Origin of the sequence: Bacteroides zhangwenhongii, assembly GCF_009193325.2 — a bacterium.
GTDB classification, from domain to species: domain Bacteria; phylum Bacteroidota; class Bacteroidia; order Bacteroidales; family Bacteroidaceae; genus Bacteroides; species Bacteroides zhangwenhongii.
In genome coordinates, this window is record NZ_CP059856.1 from 450,504 (window position 1) to 467,712 (window position 17,209).

The 17,209-nt window shown below is 42.4% G+C and carries 17 protein-coding genes; 11 read left to right on the plus strand and 6 right to left on the minus strand.

Annotated elements, in window-relative coordinates:
* Window positions 1-41: 41 nt before the first annotated feature.
* Both GD630_RS01830 and prmC read right to left on the minus strand, forming a co-directional pair.
* Complete coding sequence (locus GD630_RS01830; protein WP_007763901.1) at window positions 42-524, minus strand: regulatory protein RecX; 483 nt, start codon at window positions 522-524, stop codon at window positions 42-44.
* On the minus strand, window positions 521-1,357 hold the full coding sequence (gene prmC, locus GD630_RS01835; RefSeq protein ID WP_143868973.1) for a peptide chain release factor N(5)-glutamine methyltransferase: 837 nt from the start codon (window positions 1,355-1,357) through the stop codon (window positions 521-523). Before prmC ends, GD630_RS01830 begins: the two co-directional genes overlap by 4 nt.
* A gap of 54 nt (window positions 1,358-1,411) precedes the next feature.
* On the opposite strand from prmC, the gene ribD reads away from it, so the two are divergent.
* From ribD to GD630_RS01875, 8 genes are all read left to right on the plus strand, one after another.
* Complete coding sequence (ribD, locus tag GD630_RS01840) at window positions 1,412-2,449, plus strand: bifunctional diaminohydroxyphosphoribosylaminopyrimidine deaminase/5-amino-6-(5-phosphoribosylamino)uracil reductase RibD (protein ID WP_143868975.1); 1,038 nt, start codon at window positions 1,412-1,414, stop codon at window positions 2,447-2,449.
* A gap of 142 nt (window positions 2,450-2,591) precedes the next feature.
* Window positions 2,592-4,214 carry a DUF6242 domain-containing protein gene (locus GD630_RS01845; RefSeq protein WP_143868977.1) on the plus strand — a complete coding sequence of 541 codons (1,623 nt, stop codon included), beginning with the start codon at window positions 2,592-2,594 and terminating at the stop codon, window positions 4,212-4,214.
* 26 nt (window positions 4,215-4,240) lie between these two features.
* Complete coding sequence (locus tag GD630_RS01850; protein ID WP_143868979.1) at window positions 4,241-4,975, plus strand: isoprenyl transferase; 735 nt, start codon at window positions 4,241-4,243, stop codon at window positions 4,973-4,975.
* Between the two features lie 30 nt (window positions 4,976-5,005).
* On the plus strand, window positions 5,006-7,660 hold the full coding sequence (locus GD630_RS01855) for a BamA/OMP85 family outer membrane protein (protein WP_143868981.1): 2,655 nt from the start codon (window positions 5,006-5,008) through the stop codon (window positions 7,658-7,660).
* A gap of 23 nt (window positions 7,661-7,683) precedes the next feature.
* On the plus strand, window positions 7,684-8,199 hold the full coding sequence (locus GD630_RS01860; RefSeq protein ID WP_143868983.1) for an OmpH family outer membrane protein: 516 nt from the start codon (window positions 7,684-7,686) through the stop codon (window positions 8,197-8,199).
* Between the two features lie 56 nt (window positions 8,200-8,255).
* Complete coding sequence (locus tag GD630_RS01865) at window positions 8,256-8,771, plus strand: OmpH family outer membrane protein (RefSeq protein WP_007754950.1); 516 nt, start codon at window positions 8,256-8,258, stop codon at window positions 8,769-8,771.
* Between the two features lie 110 nt (window positions 8,772-8,881).
* Window positions 8,882-9,724, plus strand: coding sequence for a glutamate racemase (gene murI / locus GD630_RS01870; RefSeq protein ID WP_143868985.1), 843 nt, complete (start codon window positions 8,882-8,884; stop codon window positions 9,722-9,724).
* Between the two features lie 75 nt (window positions 9,725-9,799).
* The gene (locus GD630_RS01875; RefSeq protein WP_143868986.1) at window positions 9,800-10,033 is read left to right on the plus strand and encodes a DUF2007-related protein; all 234 of its coding nucleotides are present in this window, start codon (window positions 9,800-9,802) and stop codon (window positions 10,031-10,033) included.
* On the opposite strand, the gene GD630_RS01880 is transcribed toward GD630_RS01875, so the two are convergent.
* Window positions 10,002-11,153 (minus strand): pyridoxal phosphate-dependent aminotransferase, encoded by a 1,152-nt coding sequence (locus GD630_RS01880; protein WP_143868988.1) that lies wholly within the window; start codon window positions 11,151-11,153, stop codon window positions 10,002-10,004. The genes GD630_RS01875 and GD630_RS01880 overlap by 32 nt on opposite strands.
* A 105-nt stretch (window positions 11,154-11,258) precedes the next feature.
* Here GD630_RS01880 and proB point away from each other — a divergent pair, with 105 nt between their 5' ends.
* The 3 genes from proB to GD630_RS01895 all read left to right on the plus strand — a co-directional run bounded on the left by proB (window position 11,259) and on the right by GD630_RS01895 (window position 14,777).
* Window positions 11,259-12,341: a glutamate 5-kinase gene (proB, locus tag GD630_RS01885; RefSeq protein ID WP_007763888.1), complete on the plus strand. Its 1,083-nt coding sequence runs from the start codon at window positions 11,259-11,261 to the stop codon at window positions 12,339-12,341.
* A 182-nt stretch (window positions 12,342-12,523) separates the two neighbouring features.
* Complete coding sequence (locus tag GD630_RS01890) at window positions 12,524-13,780, plus strand: glutamate-5-semialdehyde dehydrogenase (protein ID WP_143868990.1); 1,257 nt, start codon at window positions 12,524-12,526, stop codon at window positions 13,778-13,780.
* Between the two features lie 40 nt (window positions 13,781-13,820).
* Entirely contained in the window at window positions 13,821-14,777 is a 957-nt protein-coding gene (locus GD630_RS01895) for a Rossmann-fold NAD(P)-binding domain-containing protein (protein ID WP_007763881.1), read from the plus strand.
* A 197-nt stretch (window positions 14,778-14,974) separates the two neighbouring features.
* On the opposite strand, the gene GD630_RS01900 is transcribed toward GD630_RS01895, so the two are convergent.
* From GD630_RS01900 to GD630_RS01910, 3 genes are read right to left on the minus strand one after another with little or no spacing between them, the layout of a single operon-like run.
* Window positions 14,975-15,367, minus strand: a complete 393-nt coding sequence (locus GD630_RS01900; protein ID WP_143868992.1) for a rhodanese-like domain-containing protein — start codon at window positions 15,365-15,367, stop codon at window positions 14,975-14,977.
* Between the two features lie 11 nt (window positions 15,368-15,378).
* Window positions 15,379-16,062 carry a NigD1/NigD2 family lipoprotein gene (locus GD630_RS01905; RefSeq protein WP_143868994.1) on the minus strand — a complete coding sequence of 228 codons (684 nt, stop codon included), beginning with the start codon at window positions 16,060-16,062 and terminating at the stop codon, window positions 15,379-15,381.
* The gene (locus tag GD630_RS01910; RefSeq protein WP_143868996.1) at window positions 16,059-17,207 is read right to left on the minus strand and encodes an acyltransferase; all 1,149 of its coding nucleotides are present in this window, start codon (window positions 17,205-17,207) and stop codon (window positions 16,059-16,061) included. The genes GD630_RS01905 and GD630_RS01910 overlap by 4 nt, the downstream gene beginning before the upstream one ends.
* Between the last annotated feature and the right edge of the window lie 2 nt (window positions 17,208-17,209).

A 17,209-nucleotide genomic window follows, 5' to 3' on the forward strand; every position in this document is an offset into this window, starting at 1 on the left:
AGAAATAGAACGAGAATAAAAAGAAGAATCCGTTTATTTTTTCACTCCACCTGTTCCTCTTCATCGGGAACATCGATACAACGCCTGATATCTTTCAGTTCAAACCCACGACTCATAGCGAACCGCATCAGCTTTCCATTCAGTTCATATTCATCCTGCGCATGGACACTTTTTTTCTTGGAGGCCAGCAGTCCACGAAGGACAGCAAGATATTCCTCCTCATCAATCTCATTCAGATAACGCCATGCTACGTCGGATGGAATCTTCTTCATATAAAGTCCTTGCGCTATTTTCATCTTCCCCCACTTGGCGAAACGGAATTTATCATTCACAAAAGCCCTGCAGAAACGTTCGTCATCAATGAACTTTTCCGATTCCAGCCGGTCAAGAATACGCGCTATGGTATCATAGGCTATCCCCCAACGTTGTAACTTCTCATTTATTTCTGCCCGGCAATGCTCGGCAGTAGAGCAATAGGAGGCTACACGACTTAAAGCCTCTTCGTCTGTTAATTGTGCACTCATCGGTTAGCTGTAACTATTCTATCTTTTCCAAATATGTCTTTTATAACACGAACACCACGATATTGGTTCATTTCAAGCATATATGCTATTTCCCGGCCAAACGCCCGGTTGATTTCAAAATAAAGTTTTCCTTCCGGCAGAAGCAACTCACGCCCCAGAGCGGCAATCCTGCGATAAAACCGCAACGGGTCGTCATCGGGAACAAACAAAGCCAGTGCCGGTTCCCAATCGAGCACATTAGCTTCCATTTCATCTTTCTCCGCCTCAGTGACATAAGGAGGGTTGCTTACAATGACATCAAACGACGGTGTCTTTTCCCAATCGTCAGATAAAACATCCCTTTGCCGAAACAGCACTCGGGATTCCAGTTCTTCGTTGTTTGTCCGGGCTATCGCTAATGCCTCTTCCGAAATATCCCAAGCTTCCACGTCGGCATCCGGAAGTCTCTTATCCAGAGAAATTGCAATGCATCCGCTTCCCGTACCTATATCTAATAGGTGATGTGCCCCCGGATTTTCATTGACGACCCAATCTACCAATTCCGCAGTTTCCGGACGGGGAATCAGCACCCCCGGAGCCACCTTGAACTTCCTCCCACCAAATTCCGCAAAGCCGCGAATGTACTGTATCGGCTCATTTTTCTGTAAACGGAATATAATGTTTTCTAATTCACGCTCTTTGCATTCGGATAAAATCATATCTTTGCCCAAGTAAATATCGAGCGGATCGAACCCGAGCATATCGCAACAAATCATCATCGTAAGGGCTTTAAGCTCTTCCGGCGGATAGATATCACGCAGAGATTGGCGAATGCGGGTGGAGATACGATTCATACATTTACAGTTTCGGAGTGCAAAAGTAAGAATAATATAGCGAAGAGTACCAAAATGGAAGAAGAAAAATACATGAGACGTTGTATTGAGCTCGCAAAGAACGGGTTATGCAACGTAGCACCCAATCCGATGGTAGGGGCTGTTATCGTATGCGACGGGCGCATTATCGGTGAAGGTTATCATGTCCGTTGCGGAGAAGCGCATGCCGAAGTCAATGCAATCCGCTCCGTCAAGGATGAGTCTTTATTGAAACGTTCGACAATCTATGTCAGTCTGGAGCCTTGTTCCCACTATGGTAAAACACCTCCCTGTGCAGACTTGATTATCGAAAAGCAAATTCCGCGTATCGTCATTGGTTGCCGGGATCCTTTTTCCAAAGTAGCCGGACGAGGGATTCAGAAACTACAGAATGCCGGGCGGGAAGTTATAGTCGGTGTGCTGGAAGAAGAATGCCTGCATCTGATCCGCCGTTTTATCACTTTCAACACGCTCCGCCGACCTTTTATTACTCTTAAGTGGGCTGAATCGGCCGACCGATTCATTGACATAGAGCGAATTGATGGGAATCCTGTCCTTCTCTCCTCCCCTCTTACGTCAATGTTGGTACATAAAAAAAGAGCGGAGAATACAGCTATTATGGTAGGAAGACGGACAGCCTTGCTGGATAATCCCTCTCTGACGGTACGCAACTGGTATGGACGTAACCCTATACGTATTGTTTTAGACTGCAACCTTTCTCTTCCGAATGATCTGCAAATATTCAACGGAGAGGTCCCGACATTAGTTTTCACAGAGAAAGAACATCCGGAAGAAAAGAGTGTCAGCTATATAACTATTGATTTTGCTCATAACCCTCTGAACCAGATTATGAAAGAGTTATATCAACGAAATATACAATCATTGTTGGTAGAAGGCGGAAGCCAACTGCTGCAATCATTCATTGACAATGAATTATGGGATGAAGCTTATATAGAGAAGTGCCCCAAGCGGTTATATTCCGGTGTTAAAGCACCTGAAATAAGCAATAATTTTAGTTACTCGACCGAAGAACACTTCGGAAGACAAATTTGGTATTATGTTCATCGGATTTAGCTAAAATAGTCCTATTCAGGGAGTTTTACGTCGATAAAAACAGTGTTATTATCTATAATTTTATATAAAACTTACCTGTAATGTTCATTATCGGGAAAAATGTTTCTATTTTTGCAACTTGTAAATAAACACAATCTTTCAAATGAGAATAAAGTTTTTATCATTCATTGCGAGTTTTTTCATGGTGTCATTCGTTATAACGTCATGCCTTGATGACGATAATGACATAGAATATAGCCCGGATGCAACTATACATGCATTTGAACTTGATACAATAGGCTATGGAATATCCTACAAGTTCACTATTGACCAGCAAAAAGGTCTGATCTATAATCAAGATTCACTTCCTGTTCATGCAGATACGATTATCGATAGAATATTGATTAAGACTCTGACGACTGCTTCCGGTGTTGTCACTATGAAAGACAAAGAAGGAAGAGACTCCATTATCAATATCAGCGACTCACTAGACCTCCGCAAAAAATTAGAAATTAAGGTATGGTCTACTGAGGCATTGGCGGGAATAGCACCCGACAAAGTAAAGACATATACTATTGATGTCAGAGTGCACAAGCATGATCCGGATTCTTTAAGTTGGGGATATGTCGGAGAAGCAGATAATAATATCAATATCAAGCGTCAAAGATCCATTATTCTAGGTGCACACATTCTTACTTATGCAGAAACTGATAACGAATTAAAAGTATACAAGAACTTTGTCAATGAATTAAACAATTGGTCTACTGCCAATTCATTAGCAGGATTGGAAAGTAGCATAACCACTTTGCCCACTTCGATCATTGAATTCAAAAACAAGTTATATGCTACATTTAAGTCCGATAATACAGTAACAGCTTATACATCAGAAGATGGAATCACTTGGACTAAATTAACCACTTTAACTGGTATTGAACTTTTCTTAGCTCCTATCAAAGATAACATTGACCAAACTAAAGACAAAATTAGTTATATTAAGAAGGTTAGCGATGAGAAGTACGTATTCTCTACTAGTACTAATGGGATAGACGAAGACTATGCAGCATACGATAAGCATAAAGAGTATCTAAATCAAAAAGAAGTAAAATTATTCCCGAATATAATTACCTCTTATACAAATTATGAGAACCGCAATGGAACAGAAGGTGTTCTTTTGATTGGTGAATCAGAAAAGGCGACCACTATATCCGATGATGGAAAAGATGTCGAAATAGCCGTTGCATGGGGATATTCAGAGGAAAAGTTGGAAGTTGAGCAACTAAGTTCAGATGGACAGCTCGTTTTAGATGAAGCCAACGAGCCTGTCAAAGTGAACATAATAATAAGCAGATGGGTGGACCTCCCTGCCGGTTCAAGCAATTCATATTGTCCTAAGCTAAACAATCCTACTATTATTCATTATAATTCTCAATTCTATTTATTTGGAAATGAATTTGATTCATTCTATGTTTCTCAGTCTGGTCGTGATTGGAAAAAAGCTAATAAGAAATTCTCATTTCCATATCAAGATTGGTCTAAGGAAAATAATGGATATGATCCTATCAAATTCCCTGAGTTTAGAGGAAGAACTAACTATTCTATGGTAGTAGATATGACAAAAGATGGCTTAGGCAGAGCGAATAATTATTTAATATTCATATTCGGTAAAGAAGATAATATAAGTATTAAACAAGAAGAAAATGTTCAATACAGTCATGATTCAGAAATCTGGCGTGCACGCTTAAACCAATTATGGTTTGATAAGGATCCCGAGCATGCAGGTCAATAATAAACGCATACGTTTAAAATAGAAAAATGTCCTATATAGAGCAAATAGACAAAACTCGGATACCCCAACACGTAGCCATCATCATGGATGGCAACGGAAGATGGGCAAAGCAACGGGGAAAAGAACGTACTTACGGTCACCACGCAGGCGCAGAAACGGTACAGAGAATTACCGAAGATGCAGCCCGTCTGGGAATCAAGTACCTCACTTTGTATACTTTCTCCACCGAGAACTGGAATCGTCCGCAAGAGGAAGTTACGGCACTGATGAATCTATTGCTGGATTCTATTAAGGAAGAGACATTGATGAAAAACAATCTCCGCTTCAATGTAATCGGTGACTTAAAGAAATTGCCGGTTGAAGTCCAGGATAGTTTAACATCATGCATAGATCATTCCGCAAAAAACACGGGAATGTGTCTAGTGTTGGCACTTAGCTACTCTTCACGCTGGGAAATAACCGAAGCAGTCCGACAAATAGCTACGAAGATTAAAGAAGGAGATTTATCTCCTGAACAGATAACAGACGAATGCATCGCATCACATCTGAATACTAATTTTATGCCCGATCCGGATTTATTAATCCGCACGGGAGGCGAAATCCGACTAAGCAATTACCTGTTATGGCAATGTGCTTATTCGGAACTTTATTTTTGTGACATCTTTTGGCCGGATTTCGACAAAGAAGAACTCTATAAAGCCGTTTGCGAATATCAACAGCGGGAACGACGATTCGGTAAAACCAGTGAACAAATCAGCTAATATAACTCGAAACATCAAATTATAACATAAATGCATTATCGTATTTCCTTTATATTCATAACGTTTATCTGCCTGTTCAGTTTTGCAACAACAGGTATTGCGCAAAATGCCAACACTGATGAAGACTCGAAACCTGTCATCTTATACTCTGGAACACCCAAAAAGTATGAGATAGCGGATATCAAGGTCGAAGGCGTGAAGAATTATGAAGACTATGTATTGATTGGACTATCCGGTCTGTCGGTAGGACAAACAATTACTGTGCCGGGTGACGAAATCACCGGAGCAATCAAGCGTTATTGGCGTCATGGCTTGTTCTCAAACGTACAAATCACAGCCGAAAAGATAGAAGGCAACAAAATCTGGTTGAAAATCAGTCTGACACAGCGTCCCCGAATCTCTGAGGTACGCTATCATGGCGTTAAGAAGTCAGAGCGTACCGATTTGGAAGGTAAGTTGGGAATGGTGAAGGGTATGCAGATTACACCGAATACCGTAGACCGGGCCAAGACATTGATTAAGCGCTATTTTGACGATAAAGGTTTTAAGAATGCAGAAGTTATCATCGCACAAAAAGATGATCCTTCCAGCGAGAACCAAGTAATTGTGGACATCGACATTGACAAGAAAGAGAAAGTAAAAGTTCACGAAATCAAAATTGTTGGAAATACGGCAATCAAAGCTTCCAAGCTGAAACGAGTAATGAAGAAAACCAATGAAAAAGGGAAACTTCGTAACTTGTTCCGCACGAAGAAATTCGTACCGGAAAACTATGAAGCGGATAAGCAACTTATCATTGACAAATATAATGAGCTGGGTTATCGTGATGCAGTTATCAGAAAAGACAGTATCTCACAATACGACGAGAAAACAGTTAATGTTTATCTCGATATCGACGAAGGTCAGAAATACTATCTCCGTAACGTGACTTGGGTGGGTAATACACTGTATCCTTCAGAACAGTTGGACTTCCTTCTGCGTATGAAAAAAGGAGATGTGTACAACCAAAAGTTGCTGAACGAACGTATCTCTACAGATGATGACGCTATCGGTAACTTATACTACAACAACGGTTATCTGTTCTACAACCTCGATCCGGTAGAAGTGAACATTGTAGGCGACTCTATCGACCTGGAAATGAGAATCTATGAAGGCCGTCAGGCTACTATCAATAAGATCAACATCAGCGGTAACGACCGTCTGTATGAAAATGTAGTCCGTCGTGAACTTCGTATCCGTCCGGGACAGTTGTTCAGCAAAGAAGACTTGATGCGTTCTTTGCGTGAAATCCAGCAGATGGGACACTTTGACCCCGAAAAACTTCAGCCGGATATTCAACCGGACCCGATGAACGGAACGGTTGATATAGGCCTGCCGTTGACTTCCAAAGCCAATGACCAGGTGGAATTCTCTGCCGGTTGGGGACAAACGGGTATTATCGGTAAACTGAGTCTGAAGTTCACCAACTTCTCTGTTGCCAACTTGCTGCATCCGGGTGAGAATTATCGCGGTATCCTGCCGCAAGGTGACGGACAAACACTGACTATCAGCGGACAGACGAATGCCAAATACTACCAATCATACAGTATTTCATTCTTCGATCCTTGGTTTGGCGGCAAACGTCCGAACTCATTCTCTGTTTCGGCGTTCTTCTCCGTACAGACAGATATCAGTAGCCGTTACTACAACTCCAGCTACTTTAACAACTACTATAACAGTATGTATAGCGGTTATGGCGGTTATGGTATGTACAACTATGGTAATTACAACAACTACGAAAACTATTATGACCCCGACAAGTCGATCAAGATGTGGGGACTTTCCGTTGGTTGGGGTAAACGTCTGAAATGGCCGGATGACTATTTCACCCTTTCTGCCGAGTTGGCTTACCAACGTTACAATTTGAAAGACTGGCAGTACTTCCCGGTAACGAACGGTAAATGTAATGACCTCAGCCTTTCATTGACTTTGGCACGTAACTCTATTGACAACCCAATCTTCCCGCGTTCGGGTTCGGATTTCTCATTGTCAGTACAGTTCACACCGCCTTACTCATTAATGGACGGCAAAGACTATAAAGGATATTACAGCAATCCTGAAACAGGAACCATTACTCAAGACAATATGAACAAGCTTCATAAATGGGTAGAATACCACAAATGGAAATTCAAAGGCAAAACATATACTCCGTTGATGGACCCGGTTGCACATCCGAAATGTCTTGTATTGATGACCCGTACGGAATTCGGTTTGTTGGGACACTACAACGAGTTCAAAAAGTCACCGTTCGGTACATTCGACGTTGGTGGTGACGGTATGACCGGTTATTCAACTTATGCAACCGAAAGTATTGCCTTACGTGGTTACGAAAACAGTTCATTGACACCATACGGTTCGGAAGGTTACGCTTATGCACGTCTCGGAATTGAATTAAGATATCCGCTCATGCTGGAAACAAGTACTAACATTTATGTGTTAGGTTTCTTGGAAGCCGGTAATGCTTGGCATGATATCAAGAAATTCAATCCGTTCGACTTGAAACGTTCCGCCGGTGTCGGCGTTCGTATCTTCCTGCCGATGATTGGTATGATGGGTATTGACTGGGGTTACGGTTTCGACCAAGTATTAGGTTCTAAACAATATGGAGGAAGCCAATTCCACTTTATCTTAGGACAAGAATTCTAATGTATCACCAAAAACTAAACGTTATGAGAAAGTCTGTTCTATTAATCATGATGCTGGTTGCCGTCAGTATGGCAGCCAACGCACAAAAATTTGCACTGATCGATACGGAATATATCATGAAAAATATTCCGCCCGCTCAAAGCGCTAACGAGCAAATGCAACAAGCTACGAAAAAATACCAGAGCGAAGTAGAAGCTTTGGCAAAAGAAGCTCAGAAGATGTTTCAGGATTATCAAGCGAAATCCTCCACTCTCTCTGCCGCTCAAAAGACAAAGAAAGAAGATGAAATCGTAGCCAAAGAAAAAGCGGCTGCCGAGTTGAAGCGCAACTATTTCGGTCCGGAAGGTGAATTGGCCAAGATGAGAGACAAGCTGATCACTCCAATTCAGGATGATATTTACGAAGCGGTAAAAGCCATTTCACAACAATATGGATATGATCTGGTAGTCGACAGGGCCTCTGCGGCAGGCATCATTTTTGCCAATCCGCGCATCGATATTAGCGATGAAATACTAAGAAAACTAGGATATTCAAATTAATTTCATACATTTGCATCCGGAAATAACTAAAAATCATTCAAATAAATTATAGAACTATGCTTAAAAAAATTGCACTTGTAATGTTGCTTGCACTCCCAATGGGTGTATTTGCACAGAACCTGAAATTCGGTCATATTAATGCGCAGGAGATTATCACTGTAATGCCGGAATTTACGAAGGCACAAAATGATATCCAGACATTAGAAAAACAACTGACTGCCGAACTTCAAAGAACTCAGGAAGAATTCAACAAAAAATATCAGGAATTCCAACAGGCTATGGCCAAAGACTCTCTTCCGGCTAACATCGCTGAAAGAAGACAAAAAGAGTTGCAGGACATGATGCAGAGACAGGAACAATTCCAGCAAGACGCTCAGCAGCAGATGCAGAAAGCTCAGACTGACGCAATGGCTCCTATCTACAAGAAACTGGATGATGCCATCAAAGCGGTAGGTGCTGCTGAAGGTGTTATCTACATCTTCGACCTTGCTAGAACTTCAATACCTTATGTAAACGAAGCGCAAAGTATCAACCTGACTAATAAGGTGAAAGCAAATCTTGGAATCAAATAAAAGAGAGTTCCAAGAAGCAAAAATATAAAAAAGGGAACGAGAAAGAAGATTAATCTTCTTTCTCGTTCCCTTTTTTTGGAGTACATTTGCGTACATAAATACTGTATGTCATGAATCAACATTTATCCCATGCTCCCGGTCCTATCGGAGTATTTGACTCCGGCTATGGCGGGCTGACCATCTTAGATAAAATAAGAGAGGTACTTCCGGAATACGATTACATTTATCTGGGAGACAATGCCCGTGCTCCATACGGGACACGTTCTTTTGAGGTCGTATACGAGTTTACCCGGCAAGCCGTAAGCAAACTATTCGACATGGGATGTCATCTGGTCATATTAGCGTGTAACACTGCGTCAGCCAAAGCTTTGCGTAGCATTCAAATGAACGATCTTCCCAATATAGATCCGGCTCGCCGCGTACTCGGAGTAATCCGTCCTACAGTGGAATGTATCGGAAATATCACCCAAAACCAGCATATCGGCATATTAGCTACAGCGGGTACTGTAAAGTCCGAATCTTATCCGTTGGAGATACATAAATTATTTCCGGATATCCGGGTGAGCGGAGTAGCGTGTCCGATGTGGGTATCGTTGGTGGAAAACAATGAATCACAAAACGAAGGAGCCGATTACTTTATCCGTAAATACATAGACCAACTACTGACAAAAGACCCGCTAATAGACACCGTGATTCTCGGATGCACGCACTTCCCCATACTCCTACCCAAAATCCGGCAATACATTCCGGAACATATCAGCGTGATTTCGCAAGGCGAATATGTAGCTCAAAGTCTGAAAGACTATTTGAGGAGACATCCGGAAATGGACGAGAAATGTACGAAAAACGGGAACTGCTCGTTTTACACGACAGAGGCGGAAGAGAAGTTCACTGAATCAGCTTCCACCTTCCTCCAACAGCAAATCCGTGTTAAACACATCACGCTTGAATAAATTTTAATTGAAGGATAACCATTTGTCTTTCTTTTTTGTTATATTTGTAGATAGCAACCCTTAATACATAAGATCATGAAAGAAAAGGATTATAGCAAGTCAATAGAGGTGTTCTCCGGCTCCCCGTGGGAAGCTGAAATCATCAAGGGTTTATTGGAAAGCAATGACATTCGTTGCGTTGTCAAAGACGGTATTATGGGAACGCTGGCCCCCTATATCGCTCCTGCTGTCTCTATCCTTGTCACAGAGGAGGAATATGAGGCCGCCACAGAGCTTATCAGAGCCCGGAACGAGAAAGATAGCGACTAATACGGTCGAGTCCTTCCTTGATATTCTCCAACGAGTTGGCATAGGAGAAACGTACGTATCCTTCCCCTCCTGTACCAAAGTCTACTCCGGGAGTAATACCGACATGCGCATGCTCGAGTACATCGAATGCAAAGCGATAAGAGTCGGTAGTAAATTTACGTGCATCGGCGAAAATATAAAATGCCCCTTGAGGTTCCACCTTAATCTCAAATCCGATCTCACGAAGACGGGCAATCATATATTTCCGACGCTCATCATAGACCTGCCTCATACGTTCCACATCCGAATCCGCCTGCCGTAAAGCTGCAATTCCCGCCTGCTGGGCAATACTGGATGCGCAGATAAACAGATTCTGTTGCAACTTCTGCAATGAACGCATATAAGATTTCGGTGCGATGAGATACCCCAACCTCAGTCCGGTCATGGCAAACCGTTTGGAAAATCCATTCAGCACAAATGCTTGATCCGTGTATTCGAGAATACTATGTGCACGCCCTTCATACACCAAGCCATGATAAATCTCGTCTGAAATGACAGGAACTCCCAAAGCCGCTACTTCTTTCAAGAAACTTTCTTCCAATAACATCCCCGTCGGGTTCATAGGTGAGTTGATAAAAATAGCGGCAGTATGCTGATTCACACATTTGCGGATAGCTTCTATATCATATTGCAATCCTTTCTCTTCGGACAATGGCACCAAAACAGGTTTGGCTTGAGCCGCCAGCACAAAGTTCCGATAGCAGGCATATCCCGGATTGGAAAGAACCACTTCACTCTCCGGATTGCAAAGCAACATCAAGGCAAGAAGAATAGAGGGAGAAGAACCGGAAGTCACGATGATACAGTCCGGATCAACCGCCACTCCATATTCTTTCTGATAAAAAGCTGCAATTTCCCGACGTAACTCAGGGTCTCCCAAAGAATGGGTGTAATGAGTCAAATGCCGATCGTAAGCAGCTTTCGCAGCCTCTGCAACACAAGACGGCACATCAAAATCGGGCTCGCCTACTTCTAAATGAATAATGTCAATACCTTGTTTCTGTAACTCGTTTGCCCGTTCCAACACATCCATTACGATGAAGGAGGTCATCTGTTCTACTTGCGGATTTGTATGTTTCATTGTTTTTCTTTTCTCTATCCGGCTGCAAAGATAATTCTTTTTAGGCTGTTTTGGTAACATATCGACAAAAAGCTCTATATTTGTGCTTTCAAATCGTTAGCAAAGATGAAACAGGAATTTACACGAATCGCAGTAAAAGTGGGTAGTAATGTTTTGGCACGCCGAGACGGAACATTGGACGTAACCCGTATGTCTGCACTTGTTGACCAAATAGCGGAACTACATAAATCCGGTGTAGAAATCATCCTTATTTCTTCTGGAGCCGTTGCATCCGGACGTAGCGAGGTACATCCGCAGAAGAAACTCGATAGTGTAGACCAACGACAATTATTCTCTGCCGTAGGGCAAGCCAAACTGATCAACCGTTATTACGAACTTTTTCGTGAGCACGGAATTACCGTCGGACAAGTGCTGACTACGAAAGAAAGTTTCAGTACGCGCCGCCATTACCTGAATCAGAAAAACTGTATGACGGTAATGCTTGAAAACAATGTGATTCCTATCGTCAACGAGAATGATACTATCTCCGTAAGTGAACTCATGTTCACGGACAACGACGAATTGTCCGGACTCATAGCTTCTATGATGGATGCGCAGACGCTTATCATCTTAAGCAACATCGACGGAATCTATAACGGCTCTCCGTCCGATCCCGATTCTTCCGTTATCCGGGAAATCGGTCATGGGAAAGATCTATCCAACTATATTCAAGCAAGCAAGTCCAGTTTCGGACGAGGAGGTATGCTGACGAAAACAAATATCGCCCGCAAAGTAGCCGATGAAGGAATTACGGTTATCATCGCCAATGGTAAACGTGACAACATCTTGGTAGACTTGTTAGAACACCCCGAAAGCACTCTTTGCACCCGCTTCATTCCTTCTTGCGAACCGGTATCCAGTGTCAAGAAGTGGATCGCGCATAGTGAAGGCTTTGCCAAAGGAGAAATTCACATCAACGAATGTGCCACTGAGGTACTCAGTTCGGAGAAAGCAGTCAGTATTCTCCCGATAGGTATCACTCATATCGAAGGGGAATTTGAAAAAGACGATATCGTCCGTATCATAGACTTTCAAGGAAACCAAGTGGGTGTAGGAAAAGCAAACTGTGACTCCCAGCAAGCCAAAGAGGTTATCGGAAAGCATGGAAAGAAGCCTGTTGTACACTATGATTATTTATATATTGAATAATAATCGCGTTTAAATACTCAACATGATGAGATATTTTCTCATCACAATAAAAATATACACTCCAAAGGCTATTACAATTATAACCTAGGCACAACATTTATTTCTGTTTTCAACAGGTTTTATTCACATCATTCACTATATTTGCATTGTTTATCTTTCTATTTAATGCAAAAAAGGAGCAAATGACTACAGATTTAAACGAAACCTTTGCTGCCGTACAGGCAGCAAGCCGAGAATTGGCTTTACTGAACGATGATACCATCAATCAGATTTTAAATGCAGTGGCCGATGCGGCAATTGCAAAAGCACCGTTCATTCTTGCAGAGAATGAAAAGGATCTTGCACGGATGGACCAGAATGATCCGAAGTACGACCGGTTGAAATTGACGGAAGAGCGTTTGAAAGGTATCGCAGCAGATACACGCAATGTAGCTACGCTCCCCTCTCCTCTAGGCAAAATACTGAAAGAGACTGTGCGACCCAACGGGATGAAGCTGACAAAAATCAGTGTTTCTTTCGGTGTCATAGGAATAATCTATGAAGCACGTCCCAATGTCAGTTTTGATGTATTCTCTCTTTGTCTGAAAAGTGGAAATGCCTGCATATTAAAAGGAGGAAGCGATGCCGCCTGTTCCAATCGTGCCATCATCAGTGTGATTCACGAAGTACTGAGAAGTTTTAATATAAATCCGCATATCGTAGAACTGTTGCCAGCCGACAGGGAAGCAACAGCCGCATTGCTAAATGCTGTAGGCTATGTTGATCTGATTATTCCCAGAGGTAGCAGTAATTTGATTAATTTTGTACGCAATAATGCCAAAATCCCGGTCATTGAGACAGGAGCAGGCATTTGCCACACTTACTTTGACGAGTTCGGAGAGGTAAAGAAAGGAGCAGATATTATCCACAATGCCAAGACACGCAGAGTCAGCGTATGCAACGCATTGGATTGCGTCATTGTGCATGAGAAAAGACTGAGCGACCTTCCCAAACTCTGCGAAAAGCTGAAAGACAGCCATGTAATTATCTATGCCGACCCACAAGCTTACCAAGCATTGGAAGGCCACTACCCTGCAGAACTCTTACAATCTGCAACAAATGAAAGTTTCGGAACAGAGTTCCTTGACTACAAAATGGCCGTCAAAACGGTCAGAAGCTTTGAAGACGCACTGGGACACATCCAGGAAAACAGTTCCAAGCATAGTGAATGCATCGTTACGGAGAACAAGGAGCGTGCAGCCTTGTTTATCAAGATAGTGGATGCAGCCTGTGTGTACACCAATGTATCTACCGCCTTCACTGACGGCGCACAATTCGGTTTGGGAGCAGAAATAGGTATTAGCACGCAGAAGCTGCACGCACGCGGTCCGATGGGACTGGAAGAAATCACTTCTTACAAATGGGTCATTGAAGGGGACGGACAAACGAGAAGAAGTTGAGAATTGAAAATTGAAAATTGAGAATTAAAAATTAAATGATATGAAGAAATTTACTTGTGTACAGGACATTGGCAACTTGAAATCGGCCATTGAAGAAGCATTTGAGATTAAGAAGGACCGCTTCAAATATGTAGAACTTGGAAAGAATAAGACATTGATGATGATCTTCTTCAACTCCAGTCTGCGCACCCGCCTTAGTACACAGAAAGCCGCGCTTAATCTGGGAATGAATGTAATGGTGCTTGACATCAATCAAGGTGCCTGGAAGTTGGAAACGGAACGTGGTGTAATTATGGACGGAGACAAACCGGAACATTTGCTGGAAGCGATCCCTGTAATGGGCTGCTATTGCGATGTGATCGGAGTGCGTTCTTTTGCACGCTTCGAAGACCGTGATTTCGATTATCAAGAGACAATCCTAAATCAATTTATTCAATATTCCGGTCGTCCGGTTTTCTCGATGGAGGCAGCAACCCGCCATCCGCTACAAAGTTTCGCCGACCTAATCACTATCGAGGAATACAAGAAAACAGCACGTCCCAAAGTAGTCATGACTTGGGCACCGCATCCCCGTCCATTGCCGCAAGCCGTTCCTAACTCGTTTGCAGAATGGATGAACGCCACAGATTACGAATTTGTCATCACTCATCCGGAAGGATACGAGCTGGATCCCCAATTCGTGGGTAACGCCAAAGTTGAGTACGACCAGATGAAAGCGTTCGAAGGAGCGGATTTCATATATGCAAAGAACTGGGCAGCCTATACGGGGGATAACTACGGACAGATATTGAGTAAGGATCGTGACTGGACAGTTAGCGACCGTCAAATGGCGGTGACCAACAATGCTTATTTCATGCATTGCCTGCCGGTTCGTAGAAATATGATTGTGACAGACGACGTGATTGAAAGTCCGCAATCAATTGTCATTCCGGAAGCGGCCAACCGTGAAATCTCGGCAACCGTCGTTCTGAAGAGGCTATTGGAAGGATTGAAATAACAGAAATGCCATAAAGGCAATCTTTCAATACAGCTATTAAAGAGGATACTCCCCGACAAGAAAAGATAGTATCAAAACGCAAATTATCGCAGATTATTTCAATTATATTGATAGGTTAATCAACAACTCATTAAATTATTTCTGCGATAATTTGCGTTAATCTGCGTTTTATCATTCATTATGACTCTCTTCTTGCATCACTTTTCTATTTCCTTACCAGCTTCCTGCCAGGAATTAAATCCTTTATCAAGCTCAAAGACTTTATATCCTTTCTTACTCAAAATAGCCGCTGCCTTCTTACTACGCTTTCCACTACGGCAGTATACAGCCACCGGTCTGTCTTTCTGCAACAAAGAATCAGCCATCGAAGAAAAGGAGTCATCCATCACATTAATATTAATCGTTTTTGCGATATGTCCTTCCGAGTATTCGGCCAATGTACGGACATCCAGACGTTGCATACCCTCATCTTGAATGAGCGTATCGAAATCTTCTACATTCATTGACTCAAAATTTCCTTTCTGCTGACAAGAGAAAAGAGAAGAAAGAAATAAAAGCATTCCCACGACCAATTGATTCATTTTAAGCATATTATTCTATATTATTCAGTCTTACCCGGAGTATACTCAAATTCGTAATCCTCTATCACATCGGCTTCCTTGCCGTATGTGTAATACCTGAATTTAATCTTAATCCCATCGGCAGGATGTTCCGATTCCGCATATTGCTTTAAAGGAACAGAAATATAAGCACGCCGGTTATAGTATTCTTCATCACTATCCGCATCATGATATAACAACATATCCACAGATCCTATTGTTTCCAGTTCTGACTTATCCTCAATTATGCCAAAAATATGTCCTTTTCCGGTACTGGCTTTCAAGTTAAGAATCATATTCAAATAATCCCGTCCAAGCCAAATACTGACAACCTCTACCGGATCTTTACCTTCCTTATCCTTAAAGGCCGGATCGTCCTTCGGTTTAGGAGTCGGTGTGAGGAGCGACTGCAAAGAATAAATTTTAGCCCCTTCCTCCATCGTTTCATAGTTACTCATTACACGTCTGGAGGTATTCGGAGAAATCGTAGACCCCGTAAGATCTTGCGAAACAGGTAATATATCCCCCTTATCGGGAATAAGTGTCCGTATCCTGCCATCATCACCCGCTTCTATCGTAACAAATTCCATTTTTACCGATGGATAATAATAGTCATCATCACCACAGGCAGCCATCAGGAGGAGTAATCCCCACAACCAGATCATATATAACTTTCCTATTTTCATCGGCAGGCGGCTAAATAATTAACTAACGGATTGGAATACATCAACAACAACTTCTCACGCAAGAAGTCTTCATCCTTATTCGGAATGTTTATCTTAGCCAGTTGTTGGTCAATATAGTTTGTGAACCGCAGCTTCTCCTCTTCCGTATAGTTGGCAGCAAACGTTGTGGAACCATTCAACCAGTCGTAAGCGACATAATTTCCGGAATAAATCCGATAGTTACTATGAATACGCCGGTCAATACTAGCGGAAATACGGGCAAACAGTTCCGGTTTCGGCAAAGAACGGTCCATGCGCAACAACTCGTCGTTCAGACAAGGAGCAACTTGAAAATGCACTCTTCCCTTGTATCCGAAAAGACCGGTTTTCATATTGATTAAATCGTCCTGCGTTGTTTTTTTATACCCTTCCACATCTCTCTTCAATTGGAATTCCTGCGCTTTCAGAAAATCACAGGGATCATATTCGTAGGATATAGCAAGGGGAGCAATATTCATTTCCAGCAGACGGTCTATCACATCACCTTCACCACCCATCGCCAGCATTTTCAAGACGCTGTCCTGTGTGCGGTCATTGGAATCTTTTGCACGCCCTTCACGCTGGGCAATCCATATTGATTGTTTCTTCTGCGAGATAGTATGATGCATATAGCGCGACATTCGCGCTGACGATTCCAACATCTGCCTCATAGTCAGTGCACGCTGAACGATAAATGATTTATTGACACGCACCAATTTCTTAATCCACGGGTAAATCAGCAGATTATCACCGATGGCAATTTCTACGGTATCCATCCCTTCATCAATCAGCAAGATGGAAAGGAAGCCCGAATCAAGGATAATATCCCTATGGTTCGACATATAAGTATAGGCTATATTATGATCCGGTATACGCGAATGGTCTAATGTCAAAGAATCTGTATGTTCCTGCGCAATCTTCCACAAAATGCCATAACAGAACGCTTCCTGAAATTCACGTTTTGTCTTACAAGCACGCATCTTCTGTGCCAGCAGTTCGAATGGAACGTTAGGTATAACTCCGGTAACAGCCTTTTGAAAAGCCGGATCAGCAATCAATTCCTCAAAGATCTGAGGAAGTTCCTCATCATTGTAAGGACGAATCTCATTAAACTCTGTCAGGTCCATAA